General features: G+C 70.1%; 3 protein-coding genes (1 of these 3 cut by a window edge). 2 read left to right on the top strand and 1 reads right to left on the bottom strand.

Annotated features, from left to right (window positions below):
- Window positions 1-2,186, top strand: partial view of a non-ribosomal peptide synthetase gene (locus tag TY25_RS20495; RefSeq protein WP_042258488.1) — the 3' end only. The gene continues 13,069 nt to the left of window position 1, outside the view; only the last 2,186 of its 15,255 coding nucleotides appear in the window; the start codon falls outside the window, past its left edge; its stop codon occupies window positions 2,184-2,186.
- The gene (locus tag TY25_RS20490; RefSeq protein ID WP_042258497.1) at window positions 2,186-22,927 is read left to right on the top strand and encodes a non-ribosomal peptide synthase/polyketide synthase; all 20,742 of its coding nucleotides are present in this window, start codon (window positions 2,186-2,188) and stop codon (window positions 22,925-22,927) included. The genes TY25_RS20495 and TY25_RS20490 overlap by 1 nt, the downstream gene beginning before the upstream one ends.
- On the opposite strand, the gene TY25_RS20485 is transcribed toward TY25_RS20490, so the two are convergent.
- Window positions 22,928-23,488, bottom strand: coding sequence for a TIGR03086 family metal-binding protein (locus tag TY25_RS20485; protein ID WP_042258485.1), 561 nt, complete (start codon window positions 23,486-23,488; stop codon window positions 22,928-22,930).

Genomic DNA, 23,488 nt, shown 5'->3' with positions numbered 1-23,488 from the left:
CCACGGCGTGCGTGACCACCTACGACGCCGGGACCGACCTCGACGGTCCGGTGCCGATCGGCGTCCCGGTGCCGAACACCCGGGTGTACGTGCTGGATTCGTGGCTGACGCCCGTGCCGGTGGGCGTGGCCGGTGAGTTGTACGTGGCGGGCGCCCAAGTGGGACGGGGTTATCGAGGCCGGGCCGGGCTGACCGCGGCCCGATTCGTGGCCGATCCGTTCGACGCCGCCGGGGGCCGGTTGTACCGCACCGGCGACGTGGTGCGCTGGAACCGTTCGGGGCAGCTGGAATTCGTGGGCCGGGTGGACGACCAGGTGAAGATCCGCGGCTTCCGGGTGGAGCCGGGCGAAGTGGAAACCGTGCTGGCCCAGCATCCTTCGGTGTCCAGCGCCGTCGTGGTCGCGCGTGCGACGGAGACGGGTGGCAAGCACCTGATCGGTTACGTGGTGCCCGATCGAACGGGCACCACGGGCGGCGAGGACGAATTGGTCGGCCAGTGGCGCCGCGTGTACGACGACCTGTACTCCGGGGCGAGCAAGGCCGACAGCCGCTCCCGCAACGGGGTAGGCGGTGCGGCCGTGCCGCCCGCGGCGACCGAGACGACGCCGTTCGGCGGCGACTTCGGTGGTTGGAACAGCAGTTACACCGGTGCGCCGATTCCGTTGGCGCAGATGCGGGAATGGCGGTCCGCCACCGTCGAGCGCATTCGCGGGTTGCGCCCGGGGCGCCTGCTCGAGATCGGCGTCGGGTCGGGTCTGCTGCTCTCGCAACTCGCCCCGGACTGCACCGAATACCGGGCGACGGATCTGTCGGCGGCCACCGTCGACACGCTACGACAGCAGCTCGCGCGACTCGACGCGGACTGGACGGATCGGGTCGTCCTGAGTGCCCAGGCCGCCGATGACGTGACGGGGTTGCCGCAGCACCACTTCGACACGGTGGTGCTGAACTCCGTCGTCCAATATTTCCCGAGCGAAGCGTATCTGCGCCGGGTGCTCGACCGTGTCCGCGGCCTGTTGGCCCCTGGTGGTGCCGTTTTCGTGGGCGACGTACGCAATCTCGCGCTGCTGCCCGAGTTCGCGACCGCCGTGCAGGTAACCCGCCACGGCGGCGAGGATCCGGCGACGGTCGCCGACCGTGTCCGGCGCGATATCGCGGGGGAACAGGAGCTGCTCCTGGCCCCGGAATACTTCCTCGCGGCCGGCTTCGACGCGGTCGACATCCAGCTCAAGCGCGGACGATCGGTCAACGAGCTGACCCGGTTCCGCTACGACGTGGTCCTGCACAAGAGTCCGGCCGCGCCGATCTCAATGCTCGACCTGCCGAAGGTCGAGTTCGACGACGGTGACCGGCTGCGCGAGCTGTTGCGGTCGCGGCACCCGGAAGGTCTTCGGGTCACCGGGATCCCGCACGCCGGACTGCTCGGTCAGATCGCCGCGTCCCGGCGTATCGCGGCGGGTCTCCCGGTGTCGAGCGGGGCGCAAAGCGACCCGCGCACAGCGGGTTTCGAAGGAATGCTCGACTCTTCGGACCCGGCGGAGGTCGGTTTGCTGCCCGAGGACCTGCATGTGCTGGCCGGACAGTTCGGTTACGCCGCGGCCGTCACCTGGTCGGCGCGAGCGGATCGGATGGACGCGGTGTTCGTCGATGCCGCAGGCGCGCAGGGACGTTCACTCGACGGCGTGTATCTGCCCACGGGCGCGCTCGCGGACCGGGGACACTACGCCAACAATCCGCAGGACAGCCTGCTGCCCGCCGGCGTACGGGCGTTCGCGGCCGAACGATTGCCGGATTTCATGGTCCCGACGGCGGTGCTGGTGCTGGACGCGGTGCCGCTTACCGCGAACGGCAAGCTCGATCGCGCCGCCCTGCCGGATCCGGAATTCCTGTCCGCCAAGGCTTATCGGGCGCCGCGCAACGACCTCGAGCAGACCCTGACGGGCCTGTTCAGCGAAATACTCGGGGTCGGACGGGTGGGCATCGACGACAGCTTCTTCGCGCTGGGCGGCCACTCGCTGCTGGCGACCCGGCTGGCGAGCCGGATCCGGGCGGTGCTCGGCGTCGAGGTGCCGATCCGGGTGATGTTCGAGGCCGCGACCGTCGCCGAACTCGCCGACCGATGGCCCCGGCTCGCGCCGTCGCGACGACCGGCGCTGCGCAGGATGAACCGAGAGGTGGGTCTGTGATGATTCCGTTGTCGTACGCGCAGCGGCGTTTGTGGTTCATCCATCGTCTGGAGGGCCCGTCCGCCACCTACAACATGCCGCTGACGGTCCGGTTGACCGGCCCGTTCGATGCGCGGGCCTTCGCGGCCGCGGTCGGTGACGTGGTCGGCAGGCACGAGAGCCTGCGCACGGTCTTCGTCGAGGCGGACGGCGTGCCCGGGCAGCGGGTGCTCGACGTGGACCGGGTGGCGGTGCCGGTGACGGTCACCGAGGTGGCCGCCGCCGAACTCGATGCCGCCGTGACGGCGGCGGTGCGGCACGAATTCGATCTGGCGTCGGAGATCCCGGTCCGCGCCGACGTGTTCCGCTATGCCGAGGACGCCTGCGTGGTGGTGTTGCTGATCCATCACATCGCCGGCGACGGCTGGTCGATGACACCGCTGCTGCGCGACCTGTCCGAGGCGTACGCGGCACGACGGCAGGGCACGGCGCCGGACTGGGAGCCGCTGCCGGTGCAATACGTGGATTACACGCTGTGGCAACAGGAATTGCTCGGCTCGGCGACCGACCCGGACAGCGTGCTGTCCCAGCAGTTCGCGTACTGGCGGCAGGAATTGGCCGGCGTGCCCGAACAATTGGCGCTGCCGACGGACCGGCCCCGGCCGCGGGTGGCGAGCCATCGCGGCGAGGTGCTGGTGTACGGGATCGACGCCGAATCGCGCGCCGAGGTGGAGCGTTTCGCCGCGACGGCGGGGGCCACGGTCTCGATGGTGTGGCAGTCGGCCCTGGCGGTGCTGCTGGCCAAACTCGGTGCGGGCGAGGATATTCCGATCGGCGCGCCGATCGCGGGCCGCACCGACGACGCGCTGACCGAGCTGGTCGGATTCTTCGTCAACACCTGGGTGCTGCGCGCTCAGGTGTCGCAGGCGAACACCTTCGCCGACCTCGTCGGTCAGGTGAAGGCGAAGGCGCTGGCCGCCTACGAGAATCAGGATCTGCCGTTCGAACTGCTGGTCGAGCTGCTCAATCCGGCACGTTCGGCCGCACACCATCCGCTGTTCCAGGTACTGCTGAGCGTCCAGAACAACACCGCCCCGACCTTTTCCCTGTCCGGGGTCGGCTTCGAGCCCTATGCGCTGGCGACCACGACGTCGCGTTTCGATCTCACGTTCACCATCGCCGACGCGGCCGGCGGCTGGGACATGCACGTCGAATACGCCACCGACCTGTTCGATCGAGCCACCATCGAAGCGCTGACGGCACGGTACGCCCGGCTCGTCCGGGCGGCTGTGTCCGCACCGGATCGTCAGGTCGGGTCGATCGACCTGCTCGACACCGGCGAACGCGCACTGGTGTTGCGCCGCTGGAACGACACCAGTCGCGAGCTGCCCGGCAGCACTGTCACCGAACTGTTCGACGCGCAGGTCTCGCGCACTCCGGATGCGATCGCAGTGATCTGCGGTACGCACCGGCTGTCCTATCGGGACCTCGGCGCGCGCGCGGATCGGCTGGCGCGCGTGCTGATCTCGCGGGGCGTGCGTCGGGACAGCGTCGTCGCGGTGGCCCTGCCGCGGTCGGTGGAACTGCTGGTCGCGCTGGTCGCGGTGTTGCGTGCCGGGGGCGGTTATCTGCCGATCGATCCCGGATATCCCTCGGAGCGGCTGACTTTCGTGCTCGCCGACGCCGCGCCGGTCGTCGTGGTGACCGATCCGAGCACGGCGGAAATGCTGCCGTCCACGGACATACCGCACTTGTCTGTCGACACCGAGAACACGGGCCGCACCGGTCCGGTCGGCGAGCCCTCGGCCGAAGACCTGGCGTATGTCATCTACACGTCCGGTTCGACCGGCGTGCCCAAAGGCGTGGGAATCACGCATCGCAACGTGGTGAACCTGGTAATCCAGGCGTGGTCGGCGGGGCCCGCGGATCGGGTGCTGGTGCATTCGTCGATCGCCTTCGACGCGTCCACCTACGAGATCTGGCCCGCCTTGTGCGGCGGAGCGACCCTGGTGGTCGCGACCGAGCAGCGGTCGGATCCGGCGGAGATCTCGCGCCTGGTCGCGCTGCACTCGGTGACGAAATTGTTCGCGACACCGGTCCTGCTCGCCGCGTTGGTCGAGTACGCCGAACCGCTGCCGGATCGGCCGCTGGCTGCCTTGGCACAGGTGAACACCGGTGCCGACACGGTATCTTCGGCGCTGGTCGAGGGGCTGCGGACGGTGTGCGACGGGGTCCGGGTGGACAATCTCTACGGCCCGACCGAGGCGACGGTGAACGTGACGTCTTATGCGGCACCGGATCTCGTAGCGGGCGCGACCGTGCCCATCGGCGGGCCGGTGGCCAATACCCGGGTGTACGTGCTGGATTCGCGGCTGTTGCCGGTGCCCGTGGGTGTGGACGGCGAATTGTATGCGGCCGGTGCCCAGTTGGCGCGCGGCTATCGCGGGCGGCCGGGGTTGACGGCGGCGCGGTTCGTGGCCGACCCGTTCGATCCGGCGGGTGGGCGGCTGTACCGCACCGGTGATGTGGTGCGGTGGACGGCGGCCGGGGTGCTGGAGTTCGTGGGCCGGGCCGACGATCAGGTGAAGATACGCGGGTTCCGGGTCGAACCCGCTGAGGTGGAAGCTGCTCTGACACAGCATCCTTCGGTCGCCCAGGCCGTGGTCGTCGCGGTGGACACCGAATCGCGGGGCAAGCAGCTGATCGGGTACGTGGTCGCCGAGCGTGCGGCCGCCGCGGAACTCGACGGCGCCGAGGTGCGCCGTTTCGCGGGTACCCGCCTGCCGGACTTCCTGGTGCCCGCGGCGGTGCTGGTGGTGGACTCGGTGCCGCGGACCGCGAACGGCAAGCTCGACCGGGCCGCGTTGCCGGTCCCGGAGCTGAGGTCCGCGGCCGAGTACCGTGCGCCCGGCACGGCGCAGGAACGACTGCTCGCCGAATTGTTCGCCGAGGTGCTCGGCGTCGAACGGGTCGGCGCGGATGACAGCTTCTTCGAACTGGGCGGGCACTCGCTGCTGGCCACGCGGCTGGCCAGCCGGATCCGCACGACGATGGGGGTCGAGGTCGCGATCCGCGCGATCTTCGAGGCGCCGACGGTGGCCCAGCTGGTGGCCCGGCTCGAAGCCGGTGCCAGGCCGCGGCCGGCTTTGGCACCGCGACCGCGCCCGGACGTGCTCCCGCTGTCGTACGCGCAGCGGCGGCTGTGGTTCGTGCACCGCTTGGAAGGACCGTCGGCCACCTTCAACATCCCGTTGGCGGTGCGGTTGCGCGGGGTGGACGTGGCGGCACTGGGCGGTGCGCTGCGCGATGTGGTGGCCCGGCACGAGAGCCTGCGCACGACGTTCACCGAGCGCGACGGCGTACCCGCGCAACAGATCGTGGCCGCGGAATCCGCCGACGTGCCCGTTGTCGTCACCGACACGGGCCCGGACGAGGTGGCGGCCGCGGTGCGGGCGGCGGTGCGCTACGGCTTCGACCTGTCCACGCAGATCCCGGTCCGCGCCGGCGTGTTCCGGTGTGCCGACGACGATTGCGTGGTCGTGCTGCTGCTGCATCACATCGCCGGGGACGGTTGGTCGATGACGCCGCTGCTGCGTGATCTGGCGTCGGCGTACGCCGCCCGCCTCGCCGGCCGAACGCCGGACTGGTCGCCGCTGCCGGTGCAGTACGCGGATTACACGCTGTGGCAACGCGAATTGCTCGGCGCGCAGACCGATCCGGAGAGCGTGCTGTCGCAGCAGTACGAGTACTGGCGGCATGAACTCGCCGGGCTGCCCGAACAGCTGCGGCTGCCGACGGACCGGCCCCGGCCGCGGGTCGCCGGATATCGCGGCGACGTGGTGGCGTTCGGCATCGACCCCGCGACGCGCGCCGCGGTGGAACGCGCGGCGGCACGTGCGGGCGCGACCGTTTCGATGGTGTTGCAGTCGGCCTTGGCGGTCTTGCTGTTCGAACTCGGTGCGGGCGAGGATATTCCGATCGGCTCGCCGATCGCCGGACGCACCGACGAGGCGCTGGCCGATCTGGTCGGCTTCTTCGTGAACACCTGGGTGCTGCGGACCGCCGTCACGCCCGCCGCGTCGTTCGCGGAGATCGTCGCCCAGGTTCGGGCGAAAGCCCTTGCCGCCTACGAGAATCAGGACATTCCGTTCGAATTGCTGGTGGAGCTGCTGAATCCGGTGCGCTCGGCCGCGCATCATCCGCTGTTCCAGGTGTCGCTGGCGTTCCAGAACAACACAGTGCCGACGTTCGAGCTGCACGGCACCGAGTTCGCGCCCTACGACGTGTCGCTGGGCGTCGCGCGCTTCGATCTGTTCTTCAACATCGCCGACGCACCCGCCGGTCAGCTGTGGAGCGGCCTGGTCGAATACGCGACCGAACTGTTCGACCGGGCCACCGTCGAGACGATGGTGGCCCGGCTGCTGCGTGTGCTGCGCCAGGTGACGGCCGACCCGGACCGGCCCGTCGGCCGTCTCGACGTGCTCGAACCCGGCGAACGGGAGGCGATGGTGCGCCGGTGGAACGGTGGCCACGCCGAGGTCCCGGAGACCACGGTGGCCGGACTGTTCGAGGCGCAAGTCGCCCGCACGCCCGACGAGATCGCGATCGTCTGCGCCGACGCCGAGCTGTCCTACCGCGAACTCGACGCGCGGGCCGACCGGCTCGCGCAGCTCCTGGTCGCGCAGGGCGTCGGGCCGGACGCCGTGGTCGCCGTGGCCCTGCCGAGGACGGCGGAGCTGATCGTGGCGCTGCTCGGCGTGCTGAAAGCGGGCGGCGGCTACTTGCCGATCGATCCGGCGTACCCCGCGGATCGGCTGCGGTTCGTGCTCGCCGACGCCGCACCCGTCGTCGTGCTGACCGATACCGCGACCGCGCGGCTGCTGCCCAATACTGCAACGCCACAACTCTGTCTGGACAGTGAGTGGACCCCGGGCACGGTCGTCGAGCGGTTGCCGGACCCGCAGAATCTGGCGTACGTGATCTACACCTCCGGTTCCACCGGCGTGCCGAAAGGCGTCGGCATCACGCACCGCAACGTAGTTCACCTAGTGGCCCAGGCGTGGTCGATCGAGCCCGGGGAGCGGGTGCTGGTGCACTCCTCGGTCGCGTTCGACGCCTCCACCTATGAGATCTGGCCCGCGCTGTGCGGCGGCGCGACCCTCGTGCTGGCCGGTGCCGAGCGCTCGGATCCGGCGGCGCTGAGCCGGCTCATCGCGACCGGCTCGGTGACGAAAATGTTCGCGACGCCGCCGCTGCTCGCCGCACTGCTGGAACACGTGGCGTCGTTGCCCGCCAACCCGTTGCGGTCGTTGCGCCGGATCATCGCCGGCGGCGCGGAGCTGACCGCGGGTGTGGTGCGCAAGGCGACTGCATACGCTGCCGGTTTGCAGATCGTGAACGGCTACGGACCCACCGAGACCACGGCGTGCGTGACCGACCACGACGCCGAACCGGACGCGATCGGCGCGGTCCCGATCGGGCGGCCGGTGCCCAATACCCGGGTGTACGTGCTCGATTCGTGGTTGAACCCGGTACCGCTGGGCGTGCCCGGTGAATTGTATGTGGCCGGTGCGCAATTGGCGCGCGGCTACCAGCGCCGAGCGGGGCTGACGGCGGGGAGGTTCGTCGCCGACCCGTTCGATCCCGCCGGTGGGCGCTTGTACCGCACCGGCGACGTCGTGCGCTGGACCGCCGCGGGCGTGCTGGAGTTCGTGGGCCGGGCCGACGATCAGGTGAAGATCCGCGGGTTCCGCGTCGAACCCGGTGAGGTGGAAGCCGTTCTGGCACAGCATCCGTCGGTGGTGCAGGCGGTGGTGCTCGCCCGCGCGACCGAGGCCGGAGGCAACCAGCTGGTGGGTTACGTGGTCGCTTCCGGTGCCGAACACGAACTCGACGGCGCGGAGGTGCGCGGCTTCGTCGCCGCGCGGCTGCCGGAGTTCATGGTGCCCGCGGTGGTGACGGTGCTCGACGCCCTGCCCCTGACCGCGAACGGCAAACTCGATCGCGCCGCGCTGCCGGATCCCGAGTTCGTCTCCTCGGCCCGCTATCAAGCGCCGCGGACCACCCAGGAGCAGGTGCTGGCGGCCGTGTTCGCGGAGGTGCTCGGGGTCGACAAGGTCGGGGTCGACGACAGCTTCTTCGAGTTGGGCGGCGACAGCATCCGGTCCATCCAGGTCGTCTCGCGGGCGCGGGAACGCGGGGTGCAGATCAGCCCGCGCGAGGTGTTCGAGTATCGGACGGCGGCGGGCCTGGCGGCGGTCGCGGCCGAGCGCGGCGTCGGCGGGACGATGCCTGCGGAGTTGCCCGGCGGCGGCGTGGGGTGGATGCCGTTGTTGCCGGTGGCGCGTTTCATCCGGGAACTGGGTTCGGGTTTCGACAGTTTCACGCAGTCGCTGATGCTCGAGCTGCCGCCGGGGATCGATCGGGCAGGTTTGCTGGCCACCTTGGGTGCGGTGCTGGATCGCCACGATGTATTGCGCGCGCGACTGGTGGACGACGAGCGCGGCGCGGGGCTCGAGGTGGCACCGGTCGGCGCGGTAGACGTGCGTAGTCTCCTGCATCGGGTGGACGTCACGGACCAGGACGCCGAGGAGTACGCGGCGGTGCTCGCCGCGCAGGTCGAAGCCGCGGTCGCGCGGCTGGCTCCGGCGGCCGGGGTACTGGTGCAGTTCGTCTGGTTCGACGCCGGGCCCGCGCGGCCGGGCCGGTTGTCGGTCGTCGCACATCATCTGGCGATCGACGGGGTGTCCTGGCGAATCTTGTTGCCGGACTTGGCTGCCGCCTGGGCGCAGGTGGCGACGGGTGCGGTGCCGGTGCTGCCGATGGCAGGCACATCGCTGCGCCGCTGGGCGCACGGACTGGCCGAAGCGGCGACCGGCTCCCGGTGGACCGGCCAGTTGCCGTGGTGGCGAGCGGTACTCGAACGCCCCGATCCGGTGCTGGGCGCGCGGCCGCTGGACCCGGCCGTCGACGTGATGGCGACCGTCGAGCAGGTGCGGGTCGAGCTGCCGGCGACGGTGACCGAGTCGCTGCTGACCGCGCTGCCCGCGGCGTTCCACGGCGGCACCGAGGACGGTCTGGTGGCGGCATTGACTGTGGCCGTGCACCATTGGCGGCACAGCCGCGGCCGGTGCGCGGAACACGCCGGGGACGTCTGCGACGATTCGGTGCTGCTGCGGCTGGAAGGTCATGGCCGCGAGGAAGACACCGTGCCGGGCGCCGAACTCTCCAGCACCGTCGGCTGGTTCACGAGCGTGTTCCCGGTTCGATTGCGCGCCGGGGTGACCGAGTGGGATCAGCTCTGCGCGGGCGGTCCGGCCGCGGGTGCGGTGGTGAAAGCGGTGAAGGAGCAGCTGCGCGCGGTTCCGGACAAGGGCATCGGGTTCGGACTGCTGCGCTACCTCGATCCGGCGAGCGCCGAAGTGCTGCGGCAGTATTCGACCGGGCAGATCGGGTTCAACTATCTGGGCCGGTTGGCCTCCGGTGATCTGCTGCCGGACCGTCGGCCAGGTGCGGGTTGGACGCCGTCGCAGGAGAGCGCCGCAGCCACGGCCGCGCCACATCCGGCGATGCCCGCGCTCGCGGCGCTCGACGTCACCGTCATGGTCGTAGACGCCCCCGAAGGCCCTGTCCTGCAAGCGGTGTTCGCGGCTCCCACCGGGGTGCTGCGGCGGCAGGAGACCGCGGAGCTGGCCGAGCTGTGGCGGCGTGCGGCCGTCGGTGTGGCGCGGTGTGCCACCGGACCGGACGCGGGCGGGCTGACGCCGTCCGATCTGCCGCTGGTGGCGCTGGACCAAACCGAGATCGAAGTCCTGGAGGCGCAGTACCCGCACCTGGTGGATGTGTGGCCGACGACGTCGATGCAGTCGGGGCTGCTGTTCCATCGGGCATTCGCCGATTCGGGGTTCGACGCCTATCACATGCAGGTGGTGTTCGAACTGGCCGGACAGGTGGATCCGGCCAGGATGCGGGCGGCCGGTCAGGCGCTGCTGGATCGTCATCCGAACCTGCGGGCGGGATACGTCGAAGGCGTGCGCCGCGAGCCGGTGCAGGTCGTCGTCGATGCGGTCGAATTGCCCTGGCGCGCCGTCGATCTGCGGGAGCTCGACGAAAGTGCGCGCGCTGCCACCTTGCAGCGGCTGCTGATCGCGGACCGGAACACACATTTCGACATGGCGCGGCCACCACTGCTGCGATGGACGCTCGTGCAGTTGACCGACGAGCGCGCCGAGCTGTTGTTCAGCACCCACCACGTGCTGCTGGACGGCTGGTCGCTGCCGCTGCTGATCCGGGAACTGTTGCACCTCTATGCGAGCGACGGTGCAGCCGATGCCTTGCCGCAGGCACCGGACTACCGGCACTTTCTGACCTGGCTGGCGCAGCGCGACATGCCTGCGGGCGTACAGGTCTGGGCCGACGAGCTGGATGGGCTCGCGGAACCGACCCTGCTCGCCGGGCCGGGCGGTGACGTCGGTGCGGCCGAGGTCGAGCAGGTCGCGGTGCCGCTGGACGCGGCGACGGCGGCCGCACTGCCGCGGCGCGCGAAGGAACTGGCCGTCACCGTGAACACCGTCGTGCAGACCGCGTGGGGCGTCCTGCTCGCCAAGACCACCGGTCGCAACGATGTGGTCGCGGGGGCCACGGTGTCGGGTCGCCCGCCGGAGATCCCGGACGTGGATTCGATGGTCGGCCTGTTCATCAACACCGTTCCGGTGCGGGTGCGGTTCGGCCCGCAGGACAGTCTCGCGGATCTGCTGGCCGACGTGCAGGCGCGCCAGGTCGCCCTGCTGGACCAGCAGCACGTCGGTTTGGCCGAGATCCACCGCGCCGTGGGTCTGAATGTCTTGTTCGACAGCCTGATCGGGTTCGAGTCCTATCCGGTCGACTACACCGGAATCGGCGCGGCGGCCGACAGCAGCGGCCTCGCCATCACCGGGCTGCGCGCCGACGCGCCGACCCACTATCCGCTGACCCTCGTCGCGGGCGCGGCCCCCGCGCTGCAACTGCGCCTCGAATACCGCACGGACCTGTTCCGCCGGCCTGCCGTCGAGGCGATGGCCCGACAGCTGACACGCATAGTGCAGCAGGTGATGTCGGATGCGAGTGTCCCGGTGGGCTCGATCGATCTGCTCGGTGCCGACGAACGCGAGCTGGTGCTGCGCCGCTGGAACGACACCGCGCTCGAGGTGTCCGGCAGCACCCTGCCGGAGCTGTTCGAGGCGCAGGTCGCGCGCACACCGGACGCGGTCGCGGTGAGCTGCGGCGCGGTGGAGGTGTCCTACCGGGAGCTGGCCGCGCGGGCCGATCGCCTGGCCGCACTGCTGATCGCCTATGGTGTCGGACCCGATGATGTCGTCGCGGTGGCGCTCCCGCGCTCCGTGGACCTGATCGTCACGCTACTGGGCGTCTTGCGGGCCGGCGGCGGCTACCTGCCCATCGATCCCGCGTATCCTTCGGAGCGTTCCGCGTTCGTCCTCGCCGATGCGGATCCGGTTGTCCTGGTGACGGATTCGGTGACCGCAGCAGAACTGCCCGAGACCTCGACGCCACGGCTGCAACTCGACGCACCCGCGGCGACCGCGCGCGCGACCGGACGAACCGGGTCGGCTCGAGCGGTGACGCCGCAGCATCTCGCGTACGTGATCTATACGTCGGGGTCGACCGGTGTGCCGAAAGGCGTTGCCATCACCCATGGCAACGTGGCACACCTGGTCGCCCAGGCGTGGTTCGCGGGACCGGGAGAGCGGGTGCTGGTGCACTCGTCGATCGCGTTCGACGCGTCCACCTACGAGATCTGGCCCGCGCTGTGCGGGGGAGCGACATTGGTGCTCGCCACCGGGGAGCGGTCGGACCCGGCGGAGATCACGCAGGTGGTGCAGCACCGGTCGGTGACCAAGATGTTCGCCACGCCGCCCCTGCTGTCCGCCTTGGCCGACTACGCGAAGTCGTTGCCCGGCACGCCGTTGCGCAGCCTGATCCAGGTGAACACCGGTGCCGACACGGTGAGTTCGGGGCTGGTGCACAACCTGCGTGCCGGTTGCGCGGGCCTGCGCGTCGACAATCTCTACGGCCCGACCGAGGCGACCGTGGATGTGACCTCGTTCGTCGTACCCGCCCGGATCGACGGTGCGGCCGTGCCGATCGGCGCGCCGGTCGCGAATTCCCGGGTATACGTGCTCGATCCGTGGTTGACGCCGGTTCCGATCGGTACGGCAGGTGAGTTGTATGTGTCCGGTGCGCAACTGGCCCGCGGCTATCGCGGCCGGGCGGGGTTGACCGCGCAACGGTTCGTGGCGGATCCGTTCGGCCCGGCGGGCGGACGGTTGTATCGCACCGGTGATCTGGTGCGCTGGAACGAGGCCGGGCAGCTGGAGTTCGCGGGCCGGATCGACGATCAGGTCAAGATCCGGGGTTTCCGCGTCGAGCCGGGTGAGGTGGAAACCGTCCTCGCGCAACATCCGTCCGTCGCCCAAGCGGTCGTACAGGCCCGGGCCGGCGATCGAGGCGGGAAGCAGCTGATCGGATACGTGGTCGCGGACCGAACCGCTACGAACGCAGGCGAACTCGACGGAGGTGAGGTCCGTCGCTTCGCCGCTGAGCGGCTGCCGGATTACATGGTGCCGACGGCGGTGCTGGTGCTCGAGTCGATGCCGCTGACCGCGAGCGCAAAGGTGGATCGCCGGGCGCTGCCGGAGCCGGAACTGAGTTCCTCGGCGGCGTACCGGGCGCCGCGTACCAGCCAGGAACAGCTGCTGGCCGAGGTGTTCGCCGAGGTGCTCGGACTCGACCGGGTCGGAGTCGACGACAGCTTCTTCGAGCTGGGCGGCGACAGTATCCGGTCGATTCAAGTCGTCTCGCGGGCAAGGGAATTGGGCGTCGAGATCAGCCCGCGCGAGGTGTTCGAGCATCGGACGGCCGCGGCGCTGGCCACGGTGGCGCTCACCCGCGACGTGGCCGCCCCCGTGCTGGCGGAGTTGCCCGGTGGCGGTGTCGGGTGGATGCCGCTGCTCCCCGTGGCGCGCTTCGTCCGCGAATTGGGCGCCGGGTTCGACAGTTTCACGCAGTCGCTGTTGCTCGAGCTGCCGGTGGGGATCGATCGGGCGGGCTTGGTCGCGACCTTGACCGCGGTGCTGGATCGCCACGATGTGTTGCGGGCGCGGCTGGTGGACGACGAGCGCGGTGCGGGACTCGAGGTCGCGCCGCCGGGCGCGGTCGACGTGGACGGCGTGCTGCACCGCGTCGAAACCGCGGCCTTCGCGGCGCATCCGGCGGACCGGGCCGAAGTGATCGTCGCGCAGGTGGCGGCGGCGGTGGGCCGGATGCTGCCCGCGGCGGGCGTGATGGTGCAGTTCGTCTGGTTCGACCACGGTCCGCACCGTCCCGGTCTGCTCTCCTTCGTCGCGCATCACCTGGTGGTCGACGGGGTGTCGTGGCGAATCCTGCTGCCCGACTTGGCCTCCGCGTGGCAGGAGGTGGCCGCCGGCGTCGCGCCGGTACTGCCCGGCGTCGGGACCTCGATGCGGCGGTGGGCGCACGGTCTCGCCGCGGCGGCGACCCGTCCGGAGCGCGTGGCGGAACTGTCCTGGTGGCGTTCGGTACTCGACGGCCCCGACCCGGCACTGGGCAGCCGAGCACTGGACCCGCTGGTCGATGTGATGTCCACCGTCGAGCACGTCGAGGTGCGAATGCCGGTGCAGGTGACCGAGACCCTGTTGACCGCGTTGCCCGCGGTGTTCCACGGTAGCGTGGAGGACGGACTGCTCGCGGCCTTGGCCGCGGCGGTGACTCGCTGGCGAGGCGGCCGGGGCGCCGAGGCGGACTCGGTGCTGATCCGGTTGGAAGGGCATGGACGCCAAGAAGACACCGTCGCGGGTGCCGATCTGTCGCGTACCGTCGGCTGGTTCACGAGCATGTTCCCGGTGCGGTTGCACGCCGAGGCCGACGCGTGGGACCAGCTCTGCGCCGGGGGCCCGGCGGCGGGCACGTTGTTCAAGTCCGTGAAGGAACAGCTGCGCGCGGTTCCCGGCAAGGGCCTCGGGTACGGCATGCTGCGTTACCTCAATCCCGACACCGCGGCGGTGCTGCAAGCCTTTTCCGCCGGTCAACTCAGCTTCAACTATCTCGGGCGGTTCACGTCGGCCGATCTGCTGCCCGCGCGATTGCGCGGCGCGGGCTGGACGCCCGCGGTCGACGGCGAGCGACTGATCACGCCACTGGACCCGGCGATGTCCGAGCGTCCCGCTATCGCCGTGCTGGACGTGAACGCGATGGTGATCGACACCGCCGCGGGTCCGGTGTTGCAAGCGGTGTTCGCCGCGCCCGCAGGCGTGCTGCCGGAGCACGAGATCCGGGAACTGTCCGAATTGTGGCGGGACGCGGCCACCGGCCTGGCCCGGCACGCCGATCTCGGCGCCGGTGGCCTGACACCGTCCGATCTGCCGCTGGTGACCCTGGCGCAGAACGAGATCGAAGCGTTGGAGGCGAGATACCCGCGCCTGGTCGATGTCTGGCCGTTGACCTCGATGCAGTCGGGGTTGCTGTTCCATCAGGTACTGGCGGGCGCGGGCTTCGACGCCTACCACATGCAGGTCGTCTTCGGCCTGGCCGGAGCGGTGGACCCGGAACGGATGCGAGCCGCCGGACAGGGTCTGCTCGATCGCTACCCGAACCTGCGGGTGGGCTTCGTGACGGACGGACACGGCGATTCCGTCCAGGCGGTGCGCGAGGGTGTCGAATTGCCTTGGCGGGTAGTGGATCTGCGTGACACCGCGGCGTCCGCACGTGGTGCGGCGCTGGACCGGTTGCTCGACGAAGACCGGCGCACCCACTTCGACGTGACGCGGCCGCCGCTGCTGCGGCTGACGCTGGTGCGGATGACCGACGAGCGTTGCGAGCTGATCCTGACCGCCCATCACGTGCTGCTGGACGGCTGGTCGTTGCCGCTGCTGCTGCGAGACCTGTTGCACCTCTACGGTTCCGGCGGCGACCGAACGGCGCTCCAGCAGCCGCCCGCCTACAAGGAGTTCCTGAAGTGGTGGCACCGCAGGGACTCCCGTGCCGCCCGGCAAGCCTGGGCCGAGGAACTCGACGGGGTCACCGAACCGACCCTGCTCGCAGGCAACGACGGTGGTGCGGGCGACGGGGTGGCGCACGTCGCCGTACCGCTGTCCGCGGCGACGGCGGCCGGGTTGAACCGGCGCGCCACCGAACTCGGCGTCACTCTGAACACGGTGGTGCAGGCGGGCTGGGGGATGTTGCTCGCCGCGACGACCGGACGCCGCGACGTGCTCACCGGCGCGACCGTCTCCGGTCGTCCGCCCGCGATTCCCGGCGTGGACGCGATGGTCGGCCTGTTCATCAACACCGTTGCGGTGCGGGTGCGATTCGGTGCGGGCGATACGATCGCCGACCTGCTGAGGGGTCTGCAGGCCCGTCAGGTGGCACTGCTCGATCATCACCACATCGGACTGACCGAGATCCATCAGGTGACGGGTCTGAACGTCTTGTTCGACACGCTGATCGGCTTCGAGTCCTATCCGGTCGACCAGAGCGGCATCGGCGCGGCGGCGGGCACGAGCGGTATCACCATCGCGGACCTGCACCCGTATTCGCCCTCGCACTATCCGCTGACGTTCATTGTCAACGGCGGCCCCGTACTCGACCTGCATCTCGAATACCGGACCGATGCCTTCGAACGATCCGCGGTCGAGGCGCTGGCCGCGCGGTTGGTGCGGATCTTCGAACAGGTCGTGCGCGATCCCGAGATGCCGGTGGTGGCGATCGATCTGCTGGGCGCAGCGGAGCGGGAATCGGTGCTGCGCCGCTGGAACAGTGCGGCGGCGGCGGTACCGGAGGGCACGATCGCGGACCAGTTCCGGGCCCGGGTGGCCGCGACTCCGGACGCGGTCGCGATCGTCTGTGCGGATACCGAGCTGAGCTATCGAGATCTCGATCTGCGGTCGGAACGCCTTGCCCGCGTCCTGGTTTCGACGGGAGTGTGTCCCGATGGCGTTGTGGCGGTAGCGTTGCCCCGGTCGGCCGAACTGCTCGTCACGTTGCTGGCGGTGCTGAAAGCCGGTGGCGGATACCTGCCGATCGATCCGGCGTACCCCTCGGATCGGCTGGCGTTCATCCTCTCCGATGCCGGGCCGACGGTGCTCGTCACCGACCACGCGGCCGCGGCGGCCCTGCCGCACAGCGAAACTCCCCGCCTCTACCTCGACACGCTGGATACCGGGCAGCAACTCGACGACAGCGACCTGCCCACCACGGTGCGGCCGGACAATCTGGCCTATGTGATCTACACGTCCGGCTCGACCGGCGTGCCCAAAGGCGTTGCCATCACCCATCGCAACGTACTGTCCTTCGCCGCCCAACCCGTGTGGCAGGGCGGTGCGCACGAGGCCGTCCTGCTGCATTCCTCGATCGCCTTCGATGCGTCGACGTACGAGATCTGGGTGCCGCTGCTCGGCGGCGGCCGGGTGGTCGTCGCGCCGCCGGAGCGCACCGATATCGCGGCGCTGGGCCGGATGATATCGGCGCACGGGGTGACCGCGGCCTTCATCACCACGCGGTTGTTCGAGCTGTTCATCGATCACTGCCCCGCGGCACTCGGTGCGCTCCGGCAGGTGTGGGCGGGCGGCGAAGAACTGCCGGCCCGCGTGCTCGCCCGCGCCCTGCGCGTATGCCCCGAGACCCGGGTCGTGAACGGCTACGGGCCGACCGAGACGACGACCTTCGCGACCTGTCGCGGCTTCGAGAGCGCGGACGGCGGTGTGGACGCCGTGGTGCCGATCGGTGCCGCACTGGCCAATATGCGTGCCTTCGTGCTCGATCCGTGGTTGCGGCCGGTGCCGATCGGGGTGACCGGAGAGCTGTATCTGGCAGGCGGCCAACTCGGCCGCGGCTATCACGGCAGGCCCGGCGCGACCGCCGCACAGTTCGTCGCGGATCCGTTCGATCCGGCGGGCGGTCGGCTGTACCGCACCGGGGACGTGGTGCGCTGGAACAGCACCGGAGAACTGGAGTACGTCGGCCGGGTCGACGATCAGGTGAAGGTCCGTGGCTTCCGGATCGAGCCGGGCGAGGTGGAAACCGCGCTGGCGCAGCATCCTTCGGTGTCGCACGCGGTGGTGATCGCGCGGGACACCGGAGTCGGCGGTAAGCAGCTGATCGGGTACGCGGTCGCCGCCGACCCGGCGGATCGGCTCGATGGCGCGCAGCTGCGCGAATTCGTGGCGGGCCGCCTGCCCGAATACATGGTGCCCGCGGCGGTGCTGGTGCTCGAACGGATGCCGTTGACCGCCAACGGCAAACTGGACCGAGCCGCACTGCCGGTCCCGGAACTGTGGTCCACCGTGCCGTATCGGGCTCCGGGCACCGAGCGCGAACGCGTGCTGAGCGCACTGTTCGGCGAAGTGCTCGGGCGCGACCGGATCGGCCTGGACGACAACTTCTTCGAGTTGGGCGGTCACTCGTTGCTCGCCACCCGCCTGATCAGCCGGATCCGGGTGGAACTCGGTGTGGAGGTGCCGATCCGGGCGGTCTTCGACGCGCCGACCGTGGCGCGACTGGCGCAGCGGCTCGATCCGGCGGCCCGCGTCCGGCCGGCGTTGACGGCGGGCCGCCGGCCGGACGTGGTGCCGCTGTCGTTCGCGCAGCGGCGGCTGTGGTTCATCCATCGCCTGGAAGGCCCGTCCGCCACCTACAACATTCCGCTGGCCGTCCGGTTGCGTGGTGTGGACGTCGCCGCGCTCACCGCCGCGATCGGCGACGTCGTGGCCAGGCACGAGACGCTGCGCACGGTCTTCGTCGAGACCGACGGGGTGCCCGGCCAGCGGGTGCTGGCCGCCGCCGACGTCGAGGTGCCGGTGCAGGTGACCGAAGCGCCCCCGGACGAGCTGGACGCGGCGGTGACCGCGGCGGTGCGCTTCGGGTTCGACCTGTCGACGCAGATCCCCATCCGGGTCACGGTATTGCGTTCGGGGCCGGGCGAATACGTGCTAGTGCTGCTGATCCATCACATCGCCGGTGACGGCTGGTCGATGACGCCGCTGCTGCGCGACCTGGCCACCGCCTACACGGCCAGGGTGGACGATCGGGTGCCCGGCTGGGCGCCGTTGCCGGTGCAGTACGTGGATTACACGCTGTGGCAGCAGGACCTGCTCGGTGCGCCGACCGATCCGGACAGCGCACTGGCGCGGCAGTTCGACTACTGGCGGGCCGAACTCGACGGGCTGCCCGAACAGTTGCGACTGCCCACCGACCGGCCGCGGCCGCGGGTCGCGAGCTACCGCGGCGATATGGTCGTCTTCGAGATCGACACCGAGATCCGGTCGGGTGTGCAGCGCCTTGCCGCGCGTGCGGGCGCGACGGTGTCCATGGTGTTGCAGTCGGCGCTGGCCGTGCTGCTGTTCGAACTCGGTGCGGGCGAGGATATTCCGATCGGTGCGCCGATCGCGGGCCGGACCGACGCGGCCCTGGCCGACCTGATCGGATTTTTCGTCAACACCTGGGTGCTGCGTGCACGGGTCGCGCCGGCGGCCTCGTTCACCGAACTCGTCGCCGCGATCCGGGCGAAAGCGCTTGCCGCGTACGAGAATCAGGACGCGCCGTTCGAACTGCTGGTGGAAATGCTCAACCCGGTGCGCTCGGCGGCGCAGCATCCGCTGTTCCAGGTGTCGCTGGCGTTCCAGAACAACGCTCTGCCCACGCTGGAGTTCGCCGGAGTCGAGTTCGAGCCCTACCACGCGTCCACCGCGACAGCGCGGTTCGACCTGTTCTTCAACATCGCCGACACCCCGGCCGGCCAGCCGTGGGGCGCGTTCATCGAGTACGCCACCGACCTGTTCGACCACGCCACGGTCGAGGCGATCGCGACGCGATTCGTCCGGGTCCTGCGGCAGGTGGTGGCGAATCCGGGTGCACCGGTCGGCTCGATCGACGTGCTCGGCGAGGAGGAACGCGGCCTGGTCGTGCACGCGTGGAACGACACCGCGGTCGCGCTCGAGCCGGACCTGACCCTGGCTGAACTGTTCCGCCGCCGGGTCGCGGCGACACCGGACGCCGTCGCCGTCATCGCCGCGGGTACCGAGCTGTCGTACCGCGAACTCGACGTTCGCGCGAAAAAGCTTGCGCGCGTGCTGGCTTCGTACGGTGTGGGGCCGGACAGCGTCGTCGCGGTGGCGCTGCCGCGCTCCGCGGACCTGATCGTCGCGCTGCTGGCGGTGGTGCAGGCCGGGGGCGGGTACCTGCCGATCGATCCGGGTTACCCCGCGGATCGGTTGGCGTTCATCCTCGCCGACGCGGAACCCGTGGTCGTGCTGACCGACGCCGCCACCGCCGCGGTGCTGCCGCAGACGACAACGCCGCGGGTGGAACTCGATTCAAGCACCGCGTCCGGGGCCGAGCACACGGACCGGTTCGCGCCACCGCGCCCACAGAACCTGGCGTATGTCATCTATACCTCCGGCTCGACCGGTGTGCCGAAAGGCGTCGGCATCACGCATCGGAACGTGGTGAACCTGGTGGCGCAGGCGTGGTCGACGGGCCCCGCCGATCGGGTGCTGGCGCATTCCTCGATCGCGTTCGACGCGTCGACGTACGAGATCTGGCCTGCGCTGTGCGGGGGTGCGGCCCTCGTGGTGGCGAGTGCGCAGCGCTCGGATCCGGCCGAGCTCACGCGACTGATCCAGACGCGTGCGGTGACGAAGATGTTCGCGACGCCGCCGTTGCTGTCGGCGTTGGCCGAATACGCGGAGTCGCTGCCGGACAATGCCTTCCAGAGTCTGCGGCAGGTGAACACCGGTGCCGACAGTCTTTCCACCGGACTCGTCGAGGCGTTGCGGAGCAACTGCGGCATCTCCCGTATCGATAACCTGTACGGTCCGACCGAGGCGACCGTGGACGTGACGTCCTACGTCGTGCCCGGCGCGGTGTCCGGCGCGACGGTGCCGATCGGCGCCCCGGTCGCCAATACCCGGGTATACGTGCTGGATTCGTGGTTGTCGCCGGTGCCGGTGGGGGTGGCCGGTGAGTTGTACGTCGCCGGTGCGCAATTGGCCCGCGGCTATCTCGGCCGTTCGGGTCTGACCGCGGCGCGGTTCGTGGCCGACCCGTTCGATCCGGCCGATGGGCGGCTCTATCGCACGGGGGACGTGGTGCGGTGGACCGCCGCCGGGGTACTGGAGTTCGCCGGCCGCGCCGACGATCAAGTCAAGATCCGCGGCTTCCGCGTCGAACCGGGGGAGGTGGAAACCGTGCTCGCGCAACATCCCTCGGTGGCGCAGGCGGTGGTCCTGGCCCGCGAGACCGGCACCGGCGGGAAACAGCTGGTGGGCTACGTGGTCGCGGACAAGGCCGGACCGGTGGTCGGCGAGGACGAACTGGTCGGGCAGTGGCGCCGGGTCTACGACGACCTGTATTCCGGGGTGACCGGCGGCGCGGAAGCGGTGGCGGAACCCGGCGACGAGCCCGCCCGCGCGGACGAACTGGCGTCAGACTTCGGTGGCTGGAACAGCAGCTACACCGGTGCGCCGATTCCGTTGGCGCAGATGCGGGAGTGGCGGGCGGCGACGGTGGATCGGATTCGGGAATTGGGTCCGCGTCGGGTGCTGGAGATCGGTGTGGGGTCGGGTCTGTTGATGTCGCAGTTGGCCCCGGAGTGCGCCGAGTACTGGGCCACGGACCTGTCGGCGGAGACGATCGGGAAGCTGCGCGGGCAGTTGGCCCGCGTCGATGCCGGGTGGGCGGCCAATGTCTTCCTGAGCGCCCGTCCGGCCGACGATCCGGCCGGGCTGCCCGAATGTCATTTCGACACCGTGGTGTTGAACTCTGTCGTCCAGTACTTCCCGAGCCAGGCCTACCTCAGCAAGGTCCTCGAACAGGTGCTGCGAGTGCTCGCCCCGGGTGGTGCGATATTCGTCGGCGACGTGCGCAACTTCGCGTTGCTGACGGAATTCACGACCGCGGTGCAGCTCGTTCGCCATGGCGGCGCTGACGCTGCGGCGGTGCGCGATCGGGTGCGCCGCGATATCGCCGCCGAACAGGAGCTGCTGCTCGCGCCGGAGTACTTCACGGCGCTCGGGCGCGAATGTGGTTTCGACGCCGTCGATATCGAGCTCAAGCGCGGGCATTCGGTCAACGAACTGAACCGTTACCGCTACGACGTGGTGCTGTGGAAGGCTCCGGCGCAACCGCTTTCGGTGGCGGATCTGCCGAAAGCCGGGTACCGCGACCACGACTGGCTGTGCGCCCTGCTGCGGAACGGTCATTCGGACGGCCTGCGGATCACCGGGATTCCGCACGCCGGGCTGATCGGCGAGGTCGCCGCGGCGGAACTGATCCGCGGTGGGCAGTCCGTGCCGGATGAGCCGGAATCGGTTTCGACGGCAGTGGGTTTCGAAGGAACGCTCGACCGGGCCGCGCGACCCGACACCGGCCTGCTGCCGGAGGAACTGCACGTGCTGGGCACCGCGCTGGGCTACACCACCGCCGTGACCTGGTCGGCCACCCCGGGACACATGGACGCGGTGTTCCTCGACGCCGAGACTCGGGGCGGGCGGCCGTTGGCGGGCGTGTACGAGAGCCCGGCGAACTCCGCGGCCTGTGCGAACAACCCGCAGGCGGGCCTGCTGGCCGCGGCGGTGCGCCGCTGGGCGGCGGACCGGTTGCCGGAATTCATGGTGCCCGCCGGCGTGCTGGTGCTCGACGCGCTCCCGTTGACCGCGAACGGCAAACTCGACCGCGGCGCGCTGCCGGATCCGGAACTGTTGTCCGCCAGCGATTACCGGGCCCCGCGCACCGAGCGCGAGCAGACCGTGGCCGAGCTGTTCGCCGAGATCCTCGGCGTCGGACGGGTGGGTATCGACGACGACTTCTTCGCGCTGGGCGGTCACTCGCTGCTGGCGACGCGGCTCACCAGCAGGATTCGCGCGACGCTTGGCGTGGAGGTGCCGGTGCGGGTGGTCTTCGACGCGCCGACCGTCGCCCAGCTGGTGCCGCGGCTCGACGAAGGCGCCTCGGCCGGTACGGATTTCGATCCGGTGCTGCTGCTGAAGAGTTCCGGCGGGCAGCAGCCACTGTGGTGCCTGCACCCGGGCGGCGGTCTCGGCTGGTTCTACCAGCAACTCGGCGGGCACCTGCCCGACCGCCCGGTGTACGCCATCCAGTCCCGTGGGCTCGACGGCGGGCCGGTCGCCGAATCGTTCGAGGCGATGGTGGCCGACTACATCGACCAGATCCTCGCCCTGCAGCACGAGGGCCCCTACTATCTGCTCGGCTGGTCCTACGGCGGCATCGTCGCGCACGCGCTGGCCTGCGAACTCACCAGGCGGGGAAGCGAAGTCGGGTTCCTCGGCATCATGGACAGCAAGCCGCCGGTGGCCTCGGACGACGACCCCGATATCTCGGAGGAGCAAGCCATGGCGGGCATCCGTGAGTGGGCGGCCGACCGTTTCGGCGAGCAACTCGAATCCCCGGTGATCCAGCGGCTGGTAGCGCAGGCGACCAAGGTGCTGATCAACAACAGCACCCTGCTGGACGGCTTCACCTCGCCGTGCTTCGACGGCGACCTGACCGTGTTCGCCGCCGCGATCGACGAGGCGGGAAATCGCACGGCGGACGCGGCGACCGAGTTCGAGCGAGCCTGGCGGCCGCATGTCAGCGGCCGGATCGAGGTGCGCGAGGTGGACTGCGCACACGGCGACTTCGACCGGCCCGAGAACATGCACCGCGTGGGCCGGATGCTCGACGAGCTGTTGTGATCAGTGCGCGCGACCGAGAAAAGCGAGGACACGGGTCTGCTCGTCGGCGTCGGCGGGAGCGTCGAGGGCGGGCCCGCAAACTCCGGGCATGCGCAGCGAATCGCCGAGCGAGCGCGCCACGCCCTCGACCCATTCGAGATCCGCGGCGGAGATGGTGGCGTCGGTGCCCGTGGCGCGGGCGATGTCCCAGCCGTGCACGACCAGGTCGAAACAGTAGAAGCGCTCGATCGTCGCGGCGAGGTTCGTGCGGCCGAAGTGGCCGTCGTATTCCCGGGTGGCCCGCGCGGGATCGTCGAGAATGTCCTGTACGGCGGCGCGGGTCGCGGCCCAGGCCGCGGCCGGATCGTCGTCGACGGACGGCGCGGGCGGCAGCTCGAGTCCGACCATTTGTACGATATCGCGTTCGCTGTCGATGACATGCCGGAGGACATCGCGCGCGGTCCACTCGGCGCACGGGGAACCGGCATCCCAGTCGGCCGCCGGGACGGCTTCGACCTTGCGGGTGAAAGTCTGCGCGAGCGCACGATAACGGTCGGCGGGAGAAAGCGTCGGTTCAGCCAT

This window comes from Nocardia brasiliensis NBRC 14402, assembly GCF_000308475.2.
Taxonomy (GTDB): Bacteria; Actinomycetota; Actinomycetes; order Mycobacteriales; family Mycobacteriaceae; genus Nocardia; species Nocardia brasiliensis.
Note: the sequence above shows the minus strand (reverse complement) of the source record. Positions and strands in the feature narration are given on the sequence as shown.